We start from the raw sequence: 19,057 nt of genomic DNA, 5'->3' as shown, positions 1-19,057 counted from the left end.
CTGTCGGGTCATATCTAAATCTGTTTCCAAATTTATGTTCTGGCACAGTAAAGCACTTGAAAAGTAAGGATGAAAACATCACATTAGGTATTCAGTATTAAGCCATGCATGCCAATAGTGAATCAAAACGCTCGTCCTCATATTGAAAAAATTTTAGCCAACATGACCCAGCTTCCAGGTGTTTATAAAATGCTAGGGAAGGAGGGTGAATTGTTATATGTCGGCAAAGCAAAAAATCTAAAAAATCGGGTGTCGAGTTATTTTATTAAAACGATTGAGCATCCTAAAACGCAAGCTTTAGTTGCACGAATTTATGATATTGAAACTTTGGTTACTCGTTCAGAAACTGAAGCTTTACTCCTAGAACAAAACTTAATTAAACAGCATCGCCCGCCGTATAACATTATGCTGCGGGACGATAAGTCTTATGTCTATATTTTTGTTTCGGCTGATAAACCTTATCCTCGGCTTGCCAGTGGACGTGGTAAAGGTAAGCACCAAATTGGTAAGTTTTTTGGCCCCTATCCAAGTGCCTATAGTGCACGCGATACGTTACTGGTTTTGCAAAAACTTTTTAATGTACGTCAGTGTGAAAATAGCTATTTCTCACAGCGCAAGCGTCCATGTTTGCAATATCAAATCAAGCGGTGTTCAGCTCCGTGCGTAGGTCTGATTTCGCCCGAGGATTATAAAGAAGACGTTAATAATAGTATTCGCTTTTTGCAAGGTGATACCAAAGAGCTTAATCAAGAGCTCATTGCCAAAATGGAACAAGCAGCGGCTGAGCTTGAATTTGAAAAAGCTGTTTTTTACCGTGATCGTTTATCTTTATTGCGTGAAGTACAAGCCCAACAAGCCGTATTTAAAGTCAAAGGCGAAGCAGATATTCTGGCAATTGCATATCAGGCAGGCGTTACATGCGTCCAAATTATGTATGTACGCAATGGGCGAATGCTGGGTGGAAAAAGTTATTTCCCAGACATGCTCGGTGATGATCTTGGGCAAATGCTGAGTGACTTTATGGCGAACTTTTACTTTCAAGTTGCAGATGAAGTTCCCAATGAGCTTATCGTAAATATTGCTTTACCTGACTGTAAAGAATTAGAAGATGCGTTGGCGCAGCAGTTTGGCAAAAAGGTTCAGATTAAGAGTAATGTTCGAGAAACTCGTGCCGAGTGGTTAGAGTTAGCCGAAATGAACGTTCAACATGCCATTAAAGGGCAATTGAGTAATCATTTAGAACTGAATGAACGTTTCCATCAGTTAGAGCAAGTAGTGGGAAGACCTGTCGATCGTATTGAGTGTTTTGATATTAGTCACACCATGGGTGAAGCTCCAATTGCCTCATGTGTCGTGTTTGACCAAGGTGGGGCACGTAAGCGCGACTATCGCCAATTTGCGATTCAAGACATTACAGCAGGCGATGACTATGCTGCTATGCGTCAAGCTTTAACACGACGTTATAAAAAGGCCATATTGCCTGATTTGCTGTTGATTGATGGTGGTAAAGGCCAACTCCATATGGCGATGGAGGTTATGCAAGAGCTTGGGCTAGATGCTTTTATGGTGGGTGTATCTAAAGGTGAAGGGCGTAAACCCGGACTTGAAACTCTACATTTTACTGATGGCACAAAAATCCAGTTGCCAGAAGACCATAAGGCATTGCATTTGATTCAGCAGGTGCGTGATGAGGCCCATCGTTTTGCGATTACTAAACATCGTGCTAAACGTGATAAACGCCGTAGTACCTCAGTTTTGGAAGCAATTCCAGGGTTGGGTCCAAAGCGTCGTCGTGATTTATTAACTCATTTTGGCGGGATTCAGGGCGTTTTAAAAGCATCTGAAAAAGAGCTTACTCTTGTGCCCGGTTTTGGTGAAATGATGGCAAGAACGATTTATAAAATTCTGCATGAATAAAGATACGTTTCTATGCCGAGTGACCAAATAGTTGGCATATAAGTACAAGAATGATCATTCACTTTCCCTTTAAAATGATGAAAGATGTTTCATCAAAAGTCAGAGTGCTTTAGGGAAGTGAATGTCATTACTGCAATTATTTGAAGAAATAAAACAAAAGGAATGGATTGAAATACCCGAAGGGTGGTTACAAGGGCGAACTGTTTTTGGTGGTCTTGTTGCTGGATTACTCATGCAAAAAGCCTACTGCAATATTCAAGATCCAAATAAAAGATTATTAAGTTGTAGTGTTACTTTCGTGGGTCCTGTACAACAGGGGCCCGCCCAATTGACTATTGAAATTTTAAGGGAAGGAAAGTCGGTCACTACGCTTGAAACCCGTTTATGGCAAGATGGTGCGGTACAAACGATTTTGGTCGCAAGCTTTGGTGTGCCGCGTGCGTCGAATATTGAAGTGCGACATGAGCCTATCGTTCCAGTTTATAGGCAACCTGAAGAGTTACAACCTATTCCTTTTGCTAGGCAAATGCCAGAATGCTATCAACATTTTGATGTATGCTGGGCGGAAGGTCATTATCCTGTTACAGGAAGTCAGTATGCTGACTTTGGAGGGTGGTCGAGATTTAATCCCGATAAGCATGAAAATCGTCAAATGACTTTGCCAGATTTAATTGTTTTGATGGATATTTGGCCACCTGGTGTATTGCCGATGTTTAAGCAAGTTGCTCCTGCAAGTTCTTTAACTTGGCACATTACCTATGTCCATCCGTTCCAACATCAATTGTGTGACTGGTTTAAATATAAAGTGGTAACCGAATATGCAGGTGAAGGTTATTCCACAGAATATGCCCATCTTTGGGACCAAAATGATCATTTAATTGCAATTTTACGGCAAACTGTTACGGTATTTACCTAAGCAGTCCACTTCCTCGATTCATATATTTCGTATAAAGTGGCTGTTACAGATAGATACAATATTGAAGAAAGTATTTTTGTCTGTTACAAGATGCATGAAGACTTAATTGGCGGTGTTTATGACCACAGGGCGAATCCTGAATATCCCAAATATCCTAACATTAGCGCGTATCGCGCTTATTCCTGTATTTTTGGTGATCGCGTATTGGCCCCCTGCAATGGGTATTGGTGAGCATGAAGGAAGTATGAGTCGTCATATTATCTTGACGGCTATTTTTGTGTTTGCTGCTATTACCGATTGGTTTGATGGCTATTTGGCACGAACTTTAAACCAGACTTCAGCATTTGGCCGTTTTTTAGATCCGGTTGCAGATAAGCTCATGGTGGCGGCTGCACTGATTGTTTTAGTGCAGTGGAATCCAACCATTTCAATGGCTTTTGCCGCAATTGTTATTATTTCACGGGAAATTACAGTTTCTGCTTTACGTGAATGGATGGCAGAACTTGGCGCACGAACCAGTGTGGCAGTATCAACGGTAGGTAAATATAAAACAGCCTTTCAGATGATTGCCATTAGTGTGTTCTTACTCAATTGGCAGCCGTTAGAAATGCTTGCCTATGCTTTGTTATATACAGCGGTCATTTTAACTTTATGGTCTATGTTTATTTACCTCAAAGCAGCTTGGCCTTATTTAAAGCAGCCTTAAGTGCATATTGAATGATGAAGCCTTTCTACAATGAAAGGCTTTTTTATTTTTGAAGAGTGCAAGAATCGGGTCGTCATAGGACTTTGGCTACTTTAATGTAAGATATAAGTGCTAAGGAGGTGACACATGCAAATGCTTTCTTCTCGGCAATTTGCTGTAATTGCCACTGTGATTGAATATTTATATGAACATCTAGACCAGCAACCCAGTTTAGTCGATGTTGCTAGTCATATGAATTTAAGCCCAAGCTATATTCAACGCCAGTTTCAGGAATGGGTAGGGATTAGCCCCAAAAAATTTGTGCAATATATGAGTTTGCAACAGGCCAAATATCATCTGTTGCAACAACGGAGTTTATTGGAAACTGCTTTAAATACGGGTTTATCTGGCACAGGACGTTTACACGATCTGTTTATTCAGCTTGAAGGGATGACGCCTGGTGAATATAAACAACAAGGCGAAGGCGTTATTCTTAATTATTCGGTTGAGACAAGCCCATTTGGTGAGTTGTTGGTTGTCAGTAGTGAAAAAGGCATATGTTCTATTCGATTTATCGAAACTCATGACAATATTGAACAACTCATTAAGCAGTACTTTCCGAAAGCTCAATTGAAAAATCAGTCATCGATTTGGCATCAACAAATTGCAAAGTGGTTTGAACAGGATTTTTCAGAACACTTACAGCAAAAACTTCCACTTAATTTGGCTGGAACCCCATTTCAGCTACAAGTATGGGAAGCATTGCTCGCCATTCCAGAAGGCCAATTGCGTACTTATCAAGATATTGCAGAGCAAATTGGAAAACCTAAAGCAGTCAGAGCCGTTGCTACAGCAATTGGGCAAAATCCGATTGCATATCTAATTCCTTGCCATCGAGTGATTCGTGCCACAGGTATGGTTGGAGAATATCATTGGCAAAAAGGGCGTAAATTGGCATTGTTAGCTTGGGAGATGTCAAAGCAACACGGAGAGACCGTATGACCTTGGATTTATTTTCTCCAGAACCTTGTGAGAATTTATTACCCTACGATGGTGAAGTTCAGGACTATGGTTGTATTTTAAGCCCTGAAGAAGCTGAACAATATTTTGATTATCTTTACCAACACCTCGCATGGAAACATGACGAGGCTAAGTTGTATGGCAAGCACTTTATTACAGCTCGAAAAGTTGCATGGTATGGAGATGACTACTATCAATATAAATATTCGGGTGTCGCACGTGATTCTTTGCCTTGGGACAAAGCACTCGCCAAACTAAAACAACAGGTAGAGCAGATACTTTCAGAAAAATTTAATTCTTGTTTGGCAAATCTTTATGAAGATGGAACTCAAGGTATGGCTTGGCACAGTGACTCGGATGTATCTTTGGCAAGAACGACAACAATCGCTTCTTTAAGCTTTGGTGCTACCCGTAAATTTTCTTTTAGACATATTCAAAGTAAAGAGAAAGTTGAATTGTGGCTACAGCCAGGCCAACTCATTGTGATGCGTGGTGAGACTCAACAATATTGGCAACACCGTTTAAATCGCTCAACAAAGATTTTACAACCACGTATTAATCTTACTTTTCGGCAATTTAAGTTTTTATAACTTTCATTAAAAAGCGGGCAAGAAAAAAGCCCATGATGGCAGCATGAGCTTATTCCTCTGAGGGGGATGCTTCTACTGATGAGCTGCTGATGAAAAGAATCATCAATAGGAGTTAAAATCATAATATGAGAATATTGCGATATATTCAATGTTTTAAAATGTAAGAAAACTTTAAATTATCATAAGGTAGAGTTTTAGATTTCACCTTTTTCAGATAATTCCATAAAACGTTGTTCAATAAGTGCTGCATTTTCTTGCAAAATTTCGATAAGCTTTTCAACGTTTAAAAAATCAAAACGATTTTTAGAAGCAACTAGAGTTAAAGCTAAAGGTACTTCTTTGGTTGAAAATCGAACAGGAACAGCTAGACCTGAAACATTTGGGTCAATCTCACCTTGTGAGAAATAGAACCCTTGTTTTTTAATTTTACGCATACGTTGAATAAAGCTCGGTTCATCTTCAGCAAAACCTGATTGTTTTAATTCTTGCTGGTAACGGTGGTAGTAGTCTTGCATGCGCTGCTTACTTAAATGCGAAACCATTGTTTTTGGAGATGATCCAACATAAATCGGCCTTGGGCAACCTCGGCCATATGAAAGTAGTTCAGTGTCTTTAAATATTTCATGATGTATGTCAATGCAATAATCATCATTTAAATAGGTAAGCAAACAGCACAGTTCGGTACGCTCTACAATATTTCGCATAAATGGCGTGCTGATTTGAACCAGTGGGTCGGTTGTTCTAGATATATAGTCAAGAACTGCAATTTTTGAGCCTAAGGTATAATCGCCAGAGGTTCCATTAATGCGTTTTAATAGATCAGCTGATACTAGCTCTTTGAGGTAACGGTAACTCGTTGGTTTGGACAAGCCAAGTTCTTCGCAAATAATATCGACATTAATGATTGGACGCGAAACCGAAAACAGGTCCAGTACAGTTAGAATTTTGCCAAAACTTGAAATTGCCATAGTGTCTTGTTCGTATCCTTTAACAACGAGTCATCTTTGAGTTTTTATAACAGAAAAAAAGAAGATTTGTCTCAATTCTAAAATAAATGCCTGATTTGAGTATTTTACTCTGACAAAGAGAAAACTTCTCTTGGCTTATACATCATATACGATAATTAAAAAATATATCAAATTATCAAATAGAGATATTTTAGTTGACTAAATCGCTTTATTTTGAAAAAATTGCCAAACAAAATATCTAATCGAGAAATTGGTCGGTTCCAGATTGATTTCTTGATACCTCTTCTTTCCAAAGCTTGGCCGTTTAAATGGCGCCAAACTGAAATCATTTCGGCCAATCAGGCGAGATGTGGAAAAATCATTGTATTGAAGGATGCCCCTCATATCATTTGCTTTGAGGCAAATGGCAAAGTTGTGTTGTCTTTAGAAAGACAATCAAATATTGAAGGGCATGCTCATCAGTTCAAATCTGTATTTGAGATGAGTTCATGTTATTAAAGCAAATACTGGCGTTCCGCCCGAGTAGGCTTGATCTGATCTTTGCCTTAAAAACATTTATTGCCGGAATGTTGGCACTATTTGTTTCGTTTGAATTAGATCTGATTAACCCGATGTGGTCGATTGGTACGGTCCTGATTATTGCCAATCCATATTCAGGAATGGTGTCCTCCAAATGTGTCTATCGAGTGGTAGGGACAATTGGCGGAGCTGTGATTGCCCTAACTCTAACGCCACATCTAATTAATACACCTTGGATATTTACCGTGGTGTTATCGTTGTGGGTGGGTTTTGCGCTTTATGTGTCGTTACTCGATCGTACTCCACGTAGTTATGCTTTTATGCTGGCGGGTTACTCGACAGCCATGATCGTCTTCAATGCGATTACCTATATTGATCAATACAATATATTTGATATTGCTTTAGCTCGGGTCATAGAAATCTCGATTGGTGTGATTTCAAGTGCCGTGGTTTCTGCCACGATTCTTCCAATGCATATTGGCTCGGCAATTAAACAGCGGGTGATCAAAACCCTAAAAGATACAGAAAATCTGTTTGCTAATTTATTAACTACAGATTCGCAGCAGAACAATACTCAGCTTCTGGCTGCCATCACTCGTGACACCACAGACATTCATGCCTTGGCAGTACATTTGAGCTATGAAAAGGGCGAGCTGCATGGTATGACCAAACCCTTGCAAGAAATGCTTCATCAAATCTCAATGGTGGTGGCTAATCTAGTCGCTTTATCTGAGCGTATTAAGCAGCTTCAAGAACTTCGGTTTATCGAAACTCATGCAGAAAAATTGCAGCAGCTTTCAGCTCATGTAGTTCAGTTCTTAGAGCAAAAAGATCTAATTATTGATGAAAATATTTTGCAGTTGCCTGATGAGTTTGAAAGCGATTTCGCAAGTTTGATGGAGTCGGCTTCTACACATCAACAAGTTTTGGTTGCAGCTATGAAAATGGATGTGCGCCATTTCATTAGTAATGTGTTAGCCGTTAAAGTTTTGTGGCAGCGAATTCAGCAAGGTAATAAAGAGATTCCTGACAACATTACGCCAATGACGACCAAATATCCAAGTTTACACCGTGATCATGGGGTGGCGATACGAGGCGGTATTAGTGCAGTCCTTATTACTTTTATTGTGACTGGGGTCTGGATTGTGTCGGGATGGAAAGCTGGATTTATGATGGCGCAAATGGGAGCAGTAACAGCCTGTATTTTAACGGCCTTAGATAACCCCGTGCCAGTTTTGCGTATTTTTATCTGGGGCAGTATTGCTTCAGCAGTTTTAGTCTTCGTTTATGCATTTGGTATTTTCCCGCATGTCACAACTTTCTGGGAGCTTGGACTGGTTTTATTACCGATGTTCTTATTCGCAGTGTCTATGATGGCCAACCAAATGCTGATGCCAGTAGGTATGGTGTTGGGTATTAATACCATGATGGGACTAAACTTGCACAATGCTTATAGCATGGATGCGGTGTCTTATCTTGATAGTTCATTTGCCATGATCTTAGGTGTTTTAGTGTCTTTGATTGTCATTGACGTTGTTCGCGCCATGTCACCAGACACGAGTGCAAGCCGTATTTTAGCATTGCATTATCGTGCTATGCGACAAGCGATCTATCTACCGTATGGTCTTGATTTTAAAGTTCATCTACGCAGTATGCTAGATCGGATTGGGATTCTAAATAGCAAAATGGTGCAGTCCAACGAGATTAAAACTTCAATTCATCAGGCTCTGATTGAGTCGAGTAGTATTGTCGATTTAAGCCGATTGCAAGAGTTAGCTAATCAGTTCCCTCAAACATCCGAACTCACTCAGCATATTGGTGATTTGCAACAAAATCTGGATGAACTGTTTAGAGCGAAAGAAAATGACAGAAATGATACAGCGGCTTTAGTAGAGAAAATCTACCAAGCGTTATTTGAATTAAAACAGCTTGCTTCAAATGTTGAAGATATGACTATGCGACAAAGATTACTCATTTCACTAAACAATATTGCTTATAGCATGTGTCATGTTTCATCAGATCAAATGAGTGAAAACAGCACCCTGAGAGGAGCCCCAGCAAATGGGTGAGTTTAATGTTTATGGTATTTACGTGCCTTCTTTGCTCGTTCAAGCACTCTTGGCATATATCTGTTTCCGAGGGTTAAGCCCTTTGACAAACAAGTTGATTGCAAAAGGCTGGATTGCTTTACCTAGTATTTTCAATTTGTGTTTTTACCTATTACTGCTTTTGGTAATACATCAAATTTTTGTTGGGGTCGGTGCGTAGAGATGTTTGCGAAATTAAAGATTGAGTTAGGTGAGTGAAATGAATCAGGTGGATTTGAAAAAAGTCATCCGTCCAGTAATTTTGATTGTCGCATTAATGGTGGCGGTCTATACCATTGTGCATTTGTGGAACTACTATAATGCAGCACCGTGGACACGCGACGGTCGAGTTCGTGGTGACGTTATTCAAGTATCTTCGGATGTTGCAGGGCTTGTTACAGAAGTATTGGTTCAAGATAACCAGACTGTGAAAAAAGGTCAGGTGCTCTTTAAAATTGATGTTTCTCGCCGAGCTTTAGATGTAGAACAGGCAAAATCTGATTTAGCAAAAGCAAATGCAGCCTTTGCCCAAGCGCAAGCTGGTTTAGCACAAGCAAAAGCGAACCTAATTAAATCTGAAACGAATATTAAATTAGCCGAGAAAAACGCAAGCCGCTATTCAAATCTTATGGATGGTGCCATCTCTAAACAAGAACAAGATCAAGTTTTCGCAACACGTGATCAATCTCACGCTGAACATGAGCAACTCCAAGCTGCTATTCAACAAGCGGAAGCAACTGTTAAACAACAACAGGCTCTCATTGAGGCGGCTACGAGCAATTTGCATTTGGCCGAGCTTAATATGCATCGTGCTGCGGTAATCGCCCCAGCTGATGGTACTTTATCTAACTTTGATATGCGCCCAGGTAACTATGTTCAAGTTGGGCAGGCTGTTGCAGCACTACTTGACCGTAAACAACTCTATGTTGTGGGCTATTTTGAAGAGACGAAGTTAAACCGCATTCATGTTGGTGATCAGGCCAGTGTACAGTTAATGGGTGATAGTCAGAAAATTAAAGGCCATGTACAAGGTATTGCATCGGGTATTGAAGACCGTGAACGCTCAAGCAGCTCTAAACTTCTTGCTAATGTAAATCCAACGTTTAGTTGGGTTCGTTTAGCGCAGCGTGTGCCTGTAAAAATCGTATTGGATGAAACACCAAAAAACCAGCTTGCTTTTGTCTCTGGACGTACGGCAACTGTGCATATTATCGAGAAATAAAAAAGGAAGGCTTTAGCCTTCCTTTTCAATATTACGGTGTTAAACCGACCGGATTTCGATACCAGCTCTGGATGAGTAATGCTGCTGCAAAACTATCTGCCGAGAGTTTTTTGGCTCGACCTTGCTCTTGGTAGAAGCCTAGTTCTTCTCGTGCTTCACGTGTAGTTAAACGCTCATCTACCATGAATGTTTCAATATTGGTTTGATGGCGTAAACGTCTTGCAAATTTGCGGGCACGTGTAGAGAGTTCGGACTCGCTATCATTCATATTCAAAGGCAAACCCACCAAAAATAAATCAGGTTGCCATTCTTTTACGATTTTTAAGAGCTGATCCCAATTTGGAATCCCATCTTTCATCACAAAAAGAGGGAGAGGATTGGCACTTTCAATTGAAGACTGGCCAATCGCCATGCCCATTTTTTGAGTGCCAAAGTCAAAAGCCATAATCGATTTTGATGGTGTCTCGGTCATTAAGCGTGTCCGATTTCAGAAGCTAGCCACGCACGATCTACACCAATTTTTTTATAAGCTGCATCCCAACGGTCGTCGTAAGGCAGGTTAAAAATTAGGTCCATATCGGCATCACAAATCAGCCAGTCACCACGTGTAATCTCGTCTTCTAACTGATTTTTGCTCCAGCTCGCATAGCCTAAAGCAATCTGATATCGACCGACACCTTCATTATGGGCAATCGCATCCAGAATATCTTTACTGGTGGTAATACAAACATTTTCACCTACAGCAATAGATGAATGCCATGTCGGTTGTCCAGTATGAAGAACAAATCCAGCTTCGGGACGTAATGGGCCACCTTGTAAAACCGCATGTGGGTTTACATTGTCTGCTTCAATGTCGAGATCATTGAGTAATTCTTTAATTTGGATACCGGAAGGACGATTAATAATAATGCCTTGAGCACCTTCTTCATCATGACGGGCAAGATAAATTACAGTGTTTGCAAAAAAGTCATCTGCCATTTCTGGCGGGGCAATCAGACAACGGTGAGTCAGATATTGTTTGGTCACCTAAGCGGTTCTCCCTCAAAAAATGTCACTAGAGGGTCTCTCGACCCTTTTATCTATATAGGTTCTTTTTATCAACATACAAGAGTTAATCGGATTTCGCCAATCTTTTTCTCTCATTTTTTATTAATTTGAAGAAGCCTGAAATTTAAGTTGGCGTAATTGTTTTGCGTGTTGCAAGGTTGTTTCATTAATTTCAACACCGCCTGACATGCGAGCTAACTCAAAAATGATTTGATTTTCGTCTAGTTCCACAATTGTACTGCTTGCCGGATCAGTTTGTTGCTTTTTAACTAATAAATGCTGATCTGATTGTGCAGCAACTTGTGCCTGATGGGTAATACATAAAAGTTGAACATGTTGGGCTAAATCAGCAAGTAAACGTCCCACAACTTCTGCGGTTCCACCACTAATCCCGACATCAATTTCATCAAACACCAACACTTCTGCTTCGGTTTTTTCAGCGTTCATCACTTGCATGACAAGTGCAATACGTGAAAGTTCACCACCTGAAGCGACGCGTGCTAATGGTTGTGGCGGAATACCCTTATTGGCAGTAAATAATAGTTGAATAAAACTCAAACCCTCAGCAGTAGGTTGCTCTAGTGGTTCAAACTTAAACTCGAAATGTGCCTCTGGTAACGCTAAAGGCTTCACTTGTTCAGTTAATTGTTTCGCAAGCGGAGCAGCAGCTTCACGACGAATATGATCTAAATGCTGAGCTTTCTCCAAGAACTCCTCATGCGACTTTTCAACTTGTTCTGCCAATGTTTCTGGGTCTTCAAGTTGATGCAATTGCTCAAGCTCACTTTGCCAAGCTTCATATTCTTCTTTAAGTGTTTCTGGTTGAGTGCGGTATTTACGTGCCAGACGGTGGAAAACTTCCAACTTGGAATTTAGTTCTTCCATTCGCTCTGGATCAAAACTTTGACGATCAATAAATTGACGCAAGTTTGCCGTTGCATCATCTATTTCACTTTGAGCATTGAGTAAAGAATTATAAATCTCAGAAAGTTGTTCGCTACGGCCCGCGTGAGACTCTAGACGGCGAATAATCGAAGACATTTCTTGAGTAATGTTTTGCTCAGCTTCATCTAAAACATTTAAGCTATAGCTACAGTCTTGCATGATATGTTCATGATGACTGAGGCGATCGAACTCTTGCTCAATTTCTTTATAGTCAGTTTGAATAACCTCTTCGAGCTCTTCAATTTGATGTTCTAAAGTACCAATGCGTTGTAGACGAGTCGCTTGTGCATCTAGGGCCGCTTGGTGCAAACGAATGGTACGTTGCCATGTGCTATAGGCTTCACGTACATCATTCGCTTCAGTATAAAAATTGTTATAACGGTCTAGCCAATGCTTTGGATAAGGCGGTTCAAGAAGTTGCTGTTGACTGTGCTGACTATAAAGTTGAACCAGCAAACGCCCTAATTCTTTAAGTTCAGATAAGCTGCTCGGACGTCCATTGACCCAAGCTTTACTACGTCCAGTTGCAAAAATAACACGACGTAAATGAATTTCCCCAGAATCATCATCTAGCTCGTGGTCTTGGAGCCATTTTGCTTCAGGACTATTATTTTGATAGGTAAAAACAGCGGTAATATCCGCTTTGTCCGAACCATAACGGACATAATTTGTATCTGTACGTTCCCCTAGGCAGGCAGAGAGTGCATCCAGTAATAATGATTTTCCGGCACCTGTTTCGCCTGTTAGAACATTAAATCCTTGTTCTATATCAATAGCCAAATGATCAGCTAATGCAAAATTAATTAAAGTTAAATGTGTGAGCATAAACGCATCCAACGCGCCAAATTATGGGTTAAAGATAGAGAAGTTTTGAATTTGCTACAAGTGATCTATTATTCTAACTGAAATTATAGAACAGCAAGATTGCGGATATTTACAATGAAAAAAACATTAAGCTTACCGAAACCACCAATAGGGATGATCAACCGCCATAAAAAAAACAACCCTGCGGAAATGAATAAAATTTTAAATCAGCATTTTAATGCATTTAAACAAGCCGCAGCACAAGGGAATTATGCCAAAGCTTATCAACATGTTAAACAAGCTGTTAGCTTAGTTCCTAAGCATCCAGGTGCCTTGTCAGATTTAGCTTATACTGAATTACGTTTAGGCCGATATAACGACGCCTATCAACATTATTTACAAGCGATTCAAGCAAGTGGAGCTAACGTAAATACAAACTTATATGATGGACTTACAGAAGTTTGCCACCATTTAAATAAAAAAGAAGAAACTATCAAATTTGGGCGCTTGGCAATTGCAACCAAAAAAGAATTAGCGAAGAGTGAACCTGTTTTGGCGATTCCAGATCATGCACCTCCTGAGTTTAGTGCAAATCCTAAAGAGAATATTATTGCTTTTTCATTATTTGGAGCCAACCCTCGTTATTGTGAAACCTCTATTTTAAATACTCAATTTGCCAAACAGATTTATCCAGAATGGACGTGTCGATTTTATGTCGATGAAAGTGTGCCAGTACTTGTACAACAGCGCTTAAAAGAGAAGGGCGCGCAAGTTATTCAGGTTACAGATTCTCAGAAACAACTATCTGGCCTATTTTGGCGCTTTTTTGTGATGGATGATCCGACAATTAAGCATTTTCTGATACGTGATGCCGACTCTATTGTGTCACATCGTGAAAAAGCGGCTGTAGATGAATGGCTCAAAAGTGATAAGTGGTTTCACTTAATGCGAGATAATTATTCTCATACTGAGTTAGTTTTGGCTGGAATGTGGGGTGGATGTACGGGGATTTTTCATAATATTGAAGCACATATCAGAGATTATGTTGCCACCGGACGTTATCTGGATAATCGGGTGATGGATCAGCATTATTTGCGTTACTGTATTTGGCCGACTTTAAAACAAAGTGTGCTGAAACACGACAGTCAGCAATTTGATCCAGAGGCTATCGATTTTCCAGCTTATGATCTGGCGTTAATGCAAAACGACAGTGAAAGTTTTCATGTAGGGATGAATGACGGTTCACCGGTAATTGCTACAGCAGTTGCTCATCCAACCGCGCAAAGAGTGTGTTGGGTACTCCTAGATGAAAATCAGGTCGAAGTTTGCAGATACGATGCAATTGTGTCTACTAATCGAAATATTGAGATTAACTTACCTCATGCTTTTGCCAAAAAAATTCAGGCAGAGCAGTGGAAATTACAAGTCTATCCGTATGAAAACTGATTGATTAGTTATTTAGGCACAATTAAACTACATTCATCATAATTTATATAAATACGGCATTATCTGGAGAGTGTGCATGAGTTCAACCCAATTTGATCATGTAACGGTCATCAAAAAATCAAACGTTTATTTTGGCGGAGCTTGTATTAGCCATACCGTGCAATTTGAAGATGGAACTAAAAAAACATTAGGTGTTATTTTGCCGACTGAGCAGGCTTTAACTTTTGAGACGCATGTTCCTGAGCGTATGGAAATTATTTCAGGTGAATGTCGCGTAACAATTGCGGACAGCACTGAAAGTGAGTTGTTCCGTGCAGGCCAATCATTTTATGTGCCTGGTAATAGTCTTTTTAAAATCGAAACTGATGAAGTCCTCGATTATGTGTGCCATTTAGAAGGCTAAGAAATTCCTATTCAAATCGGGTACACTATGCCCAAAGAAATCCTGTGAAGTTGGCTTTGCAGGATTTTTATTTTTTTGCTCAAACGTTGTTAGAGGTCATGCATGGCAAAACCGGAATATTATTATGGCGTTCATTCAGTGGAGTCATTGTTAGAACTTGAGCCGGAACGTGTGCTAACCCTGTTTACTTTAAAAGGAAGGGATGACCAGCGTTTGCAAAAGATTTTGCAATTGGCAGAGCCTTTTGGAATCAGTGTACAAAAAGCAAGCCGTGATAGTCTCGAAAAGCTTGCAGGTCTACCATTTCATCAAGGTGTAGTTGCCGCAGTACGTCCGCATCCGACTTTAAATGAAAAAGATCTAGATCAGATTTTGGCTGAGACCCCAGATGCATTGTTATTGGCACTAGATCAGGTGACAGACCCGCATAACTTAGGGGCCTGCATTCGTACAGCTGCTGCAATGGGCGTGCAAGCGGTGATTGTGCCTCGTGATCGTTCGGCAAGTTTAACCCCAACAGCTCGTAAAGTTGCAGCGGGTGGAGCCGAAAAAGTTAAATTCATTCAAGTCACAAACTTGGCTCGTACATTAGCCCATCTCAAAGAGACGACTCATACACGTGTGATTGGCACTATGCTGGATGAAAGTGCAATGCCAATTCAAAAATGTGATTTCGCGGGTCCAGTCGTAATTGTGATGGGAGCCGAAGATACAGGTTTACGCCCAATTACACAGGCACAGTGTGATCATAAAGTTTATATTCCGATGTCTGGAAATTTACAGAGTCTAAATGTGAGCGTGGCAACGGGTATGGCACTTTATGAGGCTTGCCGTCAGCGTTCTGAGGTATAATCTAGCTGCCTTTCTAGTTTGTAAGCAGTCTTGATATGTCTCCCCGTAAGCAAGGTTATTTTTTTGTATTGGTGACCATGTGCATTTGGGGCGGGTTTACACTTTTTGCCCGTTTAAATGCACAGTGGCACATCAGTGCTTGGGACATTGCTGCACTGCGCTTTGCTATCGCCTTCCTAATTTTGATGCCGATTTTGATCTATAAGAAAGATCTCGCTTTTTTATGGAGTAAGCACGCTGTTATTTTGGCGCTCATTGGCGGAGTCATTTATTGTCTTACCGTCTACACAGCGTTTCTCTACGCGCCTGCTGCGCACGCTGCCATTTTTTTAAATGGTTGTATTCCTATTTGTACTGCAATTGCGGCATACATTTTATTTAGACAACCATTTGATAAACATACATGGATTAGTCTGGCGATTATGATCACTGCCTTGGCTCTCATGAGTGTTTTGATGTTGCAAAGTAATGCTTCTGCTTTTGGCGTAGGGGATTTACTTCTTTTTATTAGTGCAATTTGGTGGGGCATTTTCACTGTATTACTTAAACAGTGGAAACTTTCCGCATGGCACTCTATGGCAAGTGTAGCGATTTGGTCTGCAATTATTTACTTACCCATCTATGCTTTATTCTTACCTAAACATTTTATGGAAGTTAGTCCTGTTCATCTAGCGATACAAGGCATTTTCCACGGTGTGTTTGTCGTGATTATTGCGACATTAACCTATGTTGCGGCTATCCAAAGACTTGGTGCTTTCAAAACGGGAAGTATTGTTACTTTAGCGCCGTTTATTGCTGCCATTTTAGCTGTACCTTTACTTGGCGAGTCATTAAGCCCATCGATTGTTGTGGGCTTGGTCGGAATGGGAATCGGTGCCTTACAACCTTGGCGCTGGTTTCGACAAGATAGCTTGGCACAAAAGATTCAGCAGCAAAATAAGCAAGATTAGTTGGCGCGCTTCAAATAGCTTTGATGTAACGGCTCTAATTGCTGATATAAATGTTCGAGTAGTCCGTCATTAAACACAATGTCATTGGCAAGTTCACGTTTGCGCTCGCGTGGCATTTGTGCAGCAATAATTTTCTGAATTTGTTCTTGGTTTTGCCCATCTCGCTGACTTGCACGCTGAATTTGAGTTTGTTCACTCGCATCAACTAATAGAGTGTGATTAACCAATTCATGCTGGTTGGTTTCAAAAAGTAGGGGTGAAACTAAAATCACATACGGACTTTTTGGATTTTGTAGCTGTTGAATAATAGATTGGCGAATGGCTGGATGTGTGATTTTCTCAAGGGTCTGTCTTGCTTCAGGATTTTGAAAAATATATTCACGTAGAGCACGGCGGTCTAGTTTGCCGTCGGATTGAAGCACCCAATCGCCAAAAGTTTGTTGGATTTTTTGGAGGGCAGGTTGGCCTTTTTCAACCACTTCGCGAGCAACAATGTCGGCATCGACAACTTGGATTCCTTGGGACTCAAACCATTGTGTTGCTGCAGATTTTCCACTGCCAATTCCACCTGTGATTCCCAGAATAAAAGCCATCTTAACCTCCCAAATAGATTTTCATAATCTGGTCACCCCATAAAAAGGCAACCCAACCCGCAATGGCAATATAGGGCCCAAACGCAAAGGGCTGATTATCATTGCGCAATTTTAGTAAAATGATGCCAATAATTGCACCTAGTAAAGATGACAATAGCACAATTAATGGCAGCATCAATGGTCCCATCCACGCGCCTAATGCGGCAAGCAATTTAAAGTCTCCGTAGCCCATACCTTCTTTGCCTGTAATCACTTTAAATAAGTAATACACAATCCAAAGGCATAAAAACCCGATTAAATATCCCCAAATAGCTGAGTTAGGCGAGGTGTAGATATTAAAGGTATTAATGCCTAAGCCGAGTGCAGCCAAAGGCAAGGTAAAACGGTCGGGGAGCAGCTGAGTATCAAAGTCTATAAATGTCAAAGCAATTAAGATCCAAGTGAGCACTAGTCCCCAAAGCATTTGTAGAGTTGGGCCAAAAACCATGACGACGACTAATGAACATAGCATGGTGAGTAGTTCAATCGCTGGATAACGAATGCTAATAGGATGTTGGCAACGACCGCATTTTCCTCTTAACATCAACCAGCTTATGACAGGAATATTTTGATACCAACGGATAGGTTGATGGCACTCTGGACATGATGAAGCAGGTTTACTTAATGTCAGCTTTTCATGCTCAATGATGGGTTGCTCAGGATTAAGCAACATTTGACATTCTTGCTGCCAATCTTGTTCCATCATTCTTGGTGTACGGTAAATCACTACATTAAGAAAGCTACCGATACATAGGCTCACGAGTGCAACAGCAATATAAAGTGCAGTTAAGTTTTGAATAAAATACGCAATGATGTCTTGCATTATACAACTGAGCCCATTTGGAAAATTGGAAGATACATAGCAATCACTAGACCACCTACGAGCACCCCTAAAATTGCCATAATTAAAGGTTCCATCATAGAAGTTAAACCATCAACGGCATTATCAACTTCATTTTCATAATAAGTGGCAACTTTATCGAGCATGCTGTCTAGTGCACCAGATTCTTCACCAATTGCGACCATTTGTATAGCCATAGATGGAAAACGATTTGAAACACGCATTGCAAATTGAAGTTGTTGGCCTGTAGCTACATCTTCACGAATTTTCATGACGGCTTCTTCATAAATGACATTGTTGGTTGCACCAGCCGTTGACTCAAGCGCATCAATGAGCGGAACACCAGCGGCAAACGTGGTGGCTAAAGTACGGCTATAACGGGCAATAATCGCCTTATAAACCAGATCGCCAAAGATAGGTAGTTTCAGTGTAAGTTTATCTAATCTATCACGGAATTTTTTACTGCGCTTCTTGGCTTCCAGAAAGGCAGCAATCACTGCTCCAATCACAATAATCATAATGAACCAGTATTCCTGCATCCATTTCGACATATTCACGACCATTTGGGTGAATGCAGGTAAATCTGCACCAAAAGAAGAAAACAGGTCTTGGAAAACAGGAACTACTTTAACCATCAAAATAATGGTAACAACCACAGCAACTACAATTACCGTTGCGGGATATTTCATGGCCTTCTTAATTTTCTGCTTAAGTAATTCACTTTTTTCTTTGTAAATTGCCACCCGGTCCAACATGGTTTCAAGCGCACCAGATTGTTCACCAGACTCTACAAGAGAACAAAACAAGTTATCGAAGTGTTGAGGATACTTTCTTAAAGCTGAAGCAAAGGTACTACCACCTTCAACTTCGCCTTTAATGCCGAGTACTACCTCGCGCATAGCAGGGTTTTCTAGACCTTCCGCTACAATTTCAAAGCCTTGTACCAGTGGAACCCCTGCTTTCATCATCGTTGCAAGTTGACGGGTGAAAATCGTGATATCGAGTGTGGATACTTTCTTCTTGAATAAACCTTCAAGAATATTTTTACGCTTTTCTCGAATATTACGGACAGTTACCCCTTGTTTGCGTAGGGTGACTTTGGCTAAGGCCATATTCTTAGCCGGAAGTTCTCCCTTAATTTTTACGCCTTTACGGTCAACCCCTTCATAAGCAAAAGTCGGCATCATTTGTGCCTTTTTGACAGTCATGAATT

Annotated in this window: 20 protein-coding genes; 13 read left to right on the top strand and 7 right to left on the bottom strand. The window is 40.5% G+C overall.

From position 1 onward, the window contains the following. The first annotated feature begins 117 nt into the window (after positions 1-117). The 5 genes from uvrC to SOI76_RS16955 all read left to right on the top strand — a co-directional run bounded on the left by uvrC (position 118) and on the right by SOI76_RS16955 (position 5,128). Positions 118-1,917, top strand: coding sequence for an excinuclease ABC subunit UvrC (gene uvrC / locus SOI76_RS16980; RefSeq protein ID WP_104080679.1), 1,800 nt, complete (start codon positions 118-120; stop codon positions 1,915-1,917). Positions 1,918-2,038: 121 nt separating this feature from the next. Further along, on the top strand, positions 2,039-2,833 hold the full coding sequence (locus tag SOI76_RS16975) for a thioesterase family protein (protein ID WP_104080658.1): 795 nt from the start codon (positions 2,039-2,041) through the stop codon (positions 2,831-2,833). Positions 2,834-2,951: 118 nt separating this feature from the next. After that, the gene (pgsA, locus tag SOI76_RS16970) at positions 2,952-3,539 is read left to right on the top strand and encodes a CDP-diacylglycerol--glycerol-3-phosphate 3-phosphatidyltransferase (RefSeq protein ID WP_002114808.1); all 588 of its coding nucleotides are present in this window, start codon (positions 2,952-2,954) and stop codon (positions 3,537-3,539) included. Between the two features lie 126 nt (positions 3,540-3,665). Continuing rightward, complete coding sequence (locus tag SOI76_RS16960) at positions 3,666-4,520, top strand: methylated-DNA--[protein]-cysteine S-methyltransferase (RefSeq protein WP_104080657.1); 855 nt, start codon at positions 3,666-3,668, stop codon at positions 4,518-4,520. Next, a complete protein-coding gene (locus tag SOI76_RS16955) occupies positions 4,517-5,128 on the top strand; it encodes an alpha-ketoglutarate-dependent dioxygenase AlkB family protein (RefSeq protein ID WP_104080656.1) in 612 nt (203 codons plus the stop codon). The genes SOI76_RS16960 and SOI76_RS16955 overlap by 4 nt, the downstream gene beginning before the upstream one ends. A 194-nt stretch (positions 5,129-5,322) precedes the next feature. On the opposite strand, the gene SOI76_RS16950 is transcribed toward SOI76_RS16955, so the two are convergent. Continuing rightward, a complete protein-coding gene (locus tag SOI76_RS16950) occupies positions 5,323-6,096 on the bottom strand; it encodes an IclR family transcriptional regulator (protein ID WP_016142387.1) in 774 nt (257 codons plus the stop codon). 366 nt (positions 6,097-6,462) lie between these two features. Between SOI76_RS16950 and SOI76_RS16945 the strand changes: the two genes are divergently transcribed. From SOI76_RS16945 to ydhJ, 4 genes are read left to right on the top strand one after another with little or no spacing between them, the layout of a single operon-like run. After that, positions 6,463-6,594 carry a hypothetical protein gene (locus tag SOI76_RS16945; RefSeq protein WP_002115031.1) on the top strand — a complete coding sequence of 44 codons (132 nt, stop codon included), beginning with the start codon at positions 6,463-6,465 and terminating at the stop codon, positions 6,592-6,594. After that, positions 6,585-8,684: an FUSC family protein gene (locus tag SOI76_RS16940; protein ID WP_104080655.1), complete on the top strand. Its 2,100-nt coding sequence runs from the start codon at positions 6,585-6,587 to the stop codon at positions 8,682-8,684. The genes SOI76_RS16945 and SOI76_RS16940 overlap by 10 nt, the downstream gene beginning before the upstream one ends. Then, on the top strand, positions 8,677-8,883 hold the full coding sequence (locus SOI76_RS16935; RefSeq protein WP_032054272.1) for a DUF1656 domain-containing protein: 207 nt from the start codon (positions 8,677-8,679) through the stop codon (positions 8,881-8,883). Before SOI76_RS16940 ends, SOI76_RS16935 begins: the two co-directional genes overlap by 8 nt. A 39-nt stretch (positions 8,884-8,922) precedes the next feature. Beyond that, the gene (gene ydhJ / locus SOI76_RS16930; RefSeq protein WP_032005687.1) at positions 8,923-9,924 is read left to right on the top strand and encodes an HlyD family secretion protein; all 1,002 of its coding nucleotides are present in this window, start codon (positions 8,923-8,925) and stop codon (positions 9,922-9,924) included. A 31-nt stretch (positions 9,925-9,955) separates the two neighbouring features. On the opposite strand, the gene ruvX is transcribed toward ydhJ, so the two are convergent. The 3 genes from ruvX to recN all read right to left on the bottom strand — a co-directional run bounded on the left by ruvX (position 9,956) and on the right by recN (position 12,741). Next, on the bottom strand, positions 9,956-10,396 hold the full coding sequence (gene ruvX / locus SOI76_RS16925; protein ID WP_104080654.1) for a Holliday junction resolvase RuvX: 441 nt from the start codon (positions 10,394-10,396) through the stop codon (positions 9,956-9,958). Continuing rightward, the gene (locus SOI76_RS16920; protein WP_003654562.1) at positions 10,396-10,950 is read right to left on the bottom strand and encodes a YqgE/AlgH family protein; all 555 of its coding nucleotides are present in this window, start codon (positions 10,948-10,950) and stop codon (positions 10,396-10,398) included. The genes ruvX and SOI76_RS16920 overlap by 1 nt, the downstream gene beginning before the upstream one ends. A gap of 123 nt (positions 10,951-11,073) precedes the next feature. Continuing rightward, positions 11,074-12,741, bottom strand: coding sequence for a DNA repair protein RecN (recN, locus tag SOI76_RS16915; protein WP_057069086.1), 1,668 nt, complete (start codon positions 12,739-12,741; stop codon positions 11,074-11,076). Between the two features lie 114 nt (positions 12,742-12,855). On the opposite strand from recN, the gene SOI76_RS16910 reads away from it, so the two are divergent. The 4 genes from SOI76_RS16910 (at position 12,856) to SOI76_RS16895 (ending at position 16,371) form a co-directional block, all read left to right on the top strand. Continuing rightward, a complete protein-coding gene (locus SOI76_RS16910; RefSeq protein ID WP_104080653.1) occupies positions 12,856-14,166 on the top strand; it encodes a tetratricopeptide repeat protein in 1,311 nt (436 codons plus the stop codon). Between the two features lie 76 nt (positions 14,167-14,242). After that, positions 14,243-14,569 carry a pyrimidine/purine nucleoside phosphorylase gene (locus SOI76_RS16905; protein WP_004795031.1) on the top strand — a complete coding sequence of 109 codons (327 nt, stop codon included), beginning with the start codon at positions 14,243-14,245 and terminating at the stop codon, positions 14,567-14,569. Positions 14,570-14,671: 102 nt separating this feature from the next. Next, entirely contained in the window at positions 14,672-15,421 is a 750-nt protein-coding gene (gene rlmB, locus SOI76_RS16900) for a 23S rRNA (guanosine(2251)-2'-O)-methyltransferase RlmB (RefSeq protein WP_016142380.1), read from the top strand. Positions 15,422-15,456: 35 nt separating this feature from the next. Then, entirely contained in the window at positions 15,457-16,371 is a 915-nt protein-coding gene (locus tag SOI76_RS16895; RefSeq protein ID WP_104080652.1) for a DMT family transporter, read from the top strand. Here the strand turns inward: SOI76_RS16895 and coaE are convergent. Genes coaE through pilC form a run of 3 tightly spaced genes read right to left on the bottom strand, consistent with a single transcriptional unit; the run spans position 16,368 to position 19,052 of the window. After that, positions 16,368-16,964 carry a dephospho-CoA kinase gene (gene coaE / locus SOI76_RS16890; RefSeq protein WP_104080651.1) on the bottom strand — a complete coding sequence of 199 codons (597 nt, stop codon included), beginning with the start codon at positions 16,962-16,964 and terminating at the stop codon, positions 16,368-16,370. The two genes, SOI76_RS16895 and coaE, sit on opposite strands and share 4 nt — an antisense overlap. A 1-nt stretch (position 16,965) precedes the next feature. Then, entirely contained in the window at positions 16,966-17,826 is an 861-nt protein-coding gene (locus SOI76_RS16885) for a prepilin peptidase (protein ID WP_104080650.1), read from the bottom strand. After that, on the bottom strand, positions 17,826-19,052 hold the full coding sequence (pilC, locus tag SOI76_RS16880) for a type II secretion system F family protein (RefSeq protein WP_104080649.1): 1,227 nt from the start codon (positions 19,050-19,052) through the stop codon (positions 17,826-17,828). Before pilC ends, SOI76_RS16885 begins: the two co-directional genes overlap by 1 nt. Positions 19,053-19,057 lie beyond the last annotated feature (5 nt).

It is taken from the genome of Acinetobacter pittii, from assembly GCF_034064985.1.
GTDB lineage: Bacteria > Pseudomonadota > Gammaproteobacteria > Pseudomonadales > Moraxellaceae > Acinetobacter > Acinetobacter pittii_H.
The sequence above is the reverse complement of the archived record's forward strand: the minus strand, read 5'-3'. Positions and strand labels throughout refer to the sequence as shown.

Bases quoted from the DNA above. Each gene is read 5' to 3' on its own strand.
- SOI76_RS16975 (WP_104080658.1), top strand. From the start codon at position 2,039: ATGTCATTACTGCAATTATTTGAAGAAATAAAACAAAAGGAATGGATT.
- pgsA (WP_002114808.1), top strand. From the start codon at position 2,952: ATGACCACAGGGCGAATCCTGAATATCCCAAATATCCTAACATTAGCG.
- SOI76_RS16960 (WP_104080657.1), top strand. From the start codon at position 3,666: ATGCAAATGCTTTCTTCTCGGCAATTTGCTGTAATTGCCACTGTGATT.
- SOI76_RS16955 (WP_104080656.1), top strand. From the start codon at position 4,517: ATGACCTTGGATTTATTTTCTCCAGAACCTTGTGAGAATTTATTACCC.
- SOI76_RS16950 (WP_016142387.1), bottom strand. From the start codon at position 6,096: ATGGCAATTTCAAGTTTTGGCAAAATTCTAACTGTACTGGACCTGTTT.
- SOI76_RS16940 (WP_104080655.1), top strand. From the start codon at position 6,585: ATGTTATTAAAGCAAATACTGGCGTTCCGCCCGAGTAGGCTTGATCTG.
- SOI76_RS16935 (WP_032054272.1), top strand. From the start codon at position 8,677: ATGGGTGAGTTTAATGTTTATGGTATTTACGTGCCTTCTTTGCTCGTT.
- ydhJ (WP_032005687.1), top strand. From the start codon at position 8,923: ATGAATCAGGTGGATTTGAAAAAAGTCATCCGTCCAGTAATTTTGATT.
- ruvX (WP_104080654.1), bottom strand. From the start codon at position 10,396: ATGACCGAGACACCATCAAAATCGATTATGGCTTTTGACTTTGGCACT.
- recN (WP_057069086.1), bottom strand. From the start codon at position 12,741: ATGCTCACACATTTAACTTTAATTAATTTTGCATTAGCTGATCATTTG.
- SOI76_RS16910 (WP_104080653.1), top strand. From the start codon at position 12,856: ATGAAAAAAACATTAAGCTTACCGAAACCACCAATAGGGATGATCAAC.
- SOI76_RS16905 (WP_004795031.1), top strand. From the start codon at position 14,243: ATGAGTTCAACCCAATTTGATCATGTAACGGTCATCAAAAAATCAAAC.
- rlmB (WP_016142380.1), top strand. From the start codon at position 14,672: ATGGCAAAACCGGAATATTATTATGGCGTTCATTCAGTGGAGTCATTG.
- SOI76_RS16895 (WP_104080652.1), top strand. From the start codon at position 15,457: ATGTCTCCCCGTAAGCAAGGTTATTTTTTTGTATTGGTGACCATGTGC.
- coaE (WP_104080651.1), bottom strand. From the start codon at position 16,964: ATGGCTTTTATTCTGGGAATCACAGGTGGAATTGGCAGTGGAAAATCT.
- SOI76_RS16885 (WP_104080650.1), bottom strand. From the start codon at position 17,826: ATGCAAGACATCATTGCGTATTTTATTCAAAACTTAACTGCACTTTAT.
- pilC (WP_104080649.1), bottom strand. From the start codon at position 19,052: ATGACTGTCAAAAAGGCACAAATGATGCCGACTTTTGCTTATGAAGGG.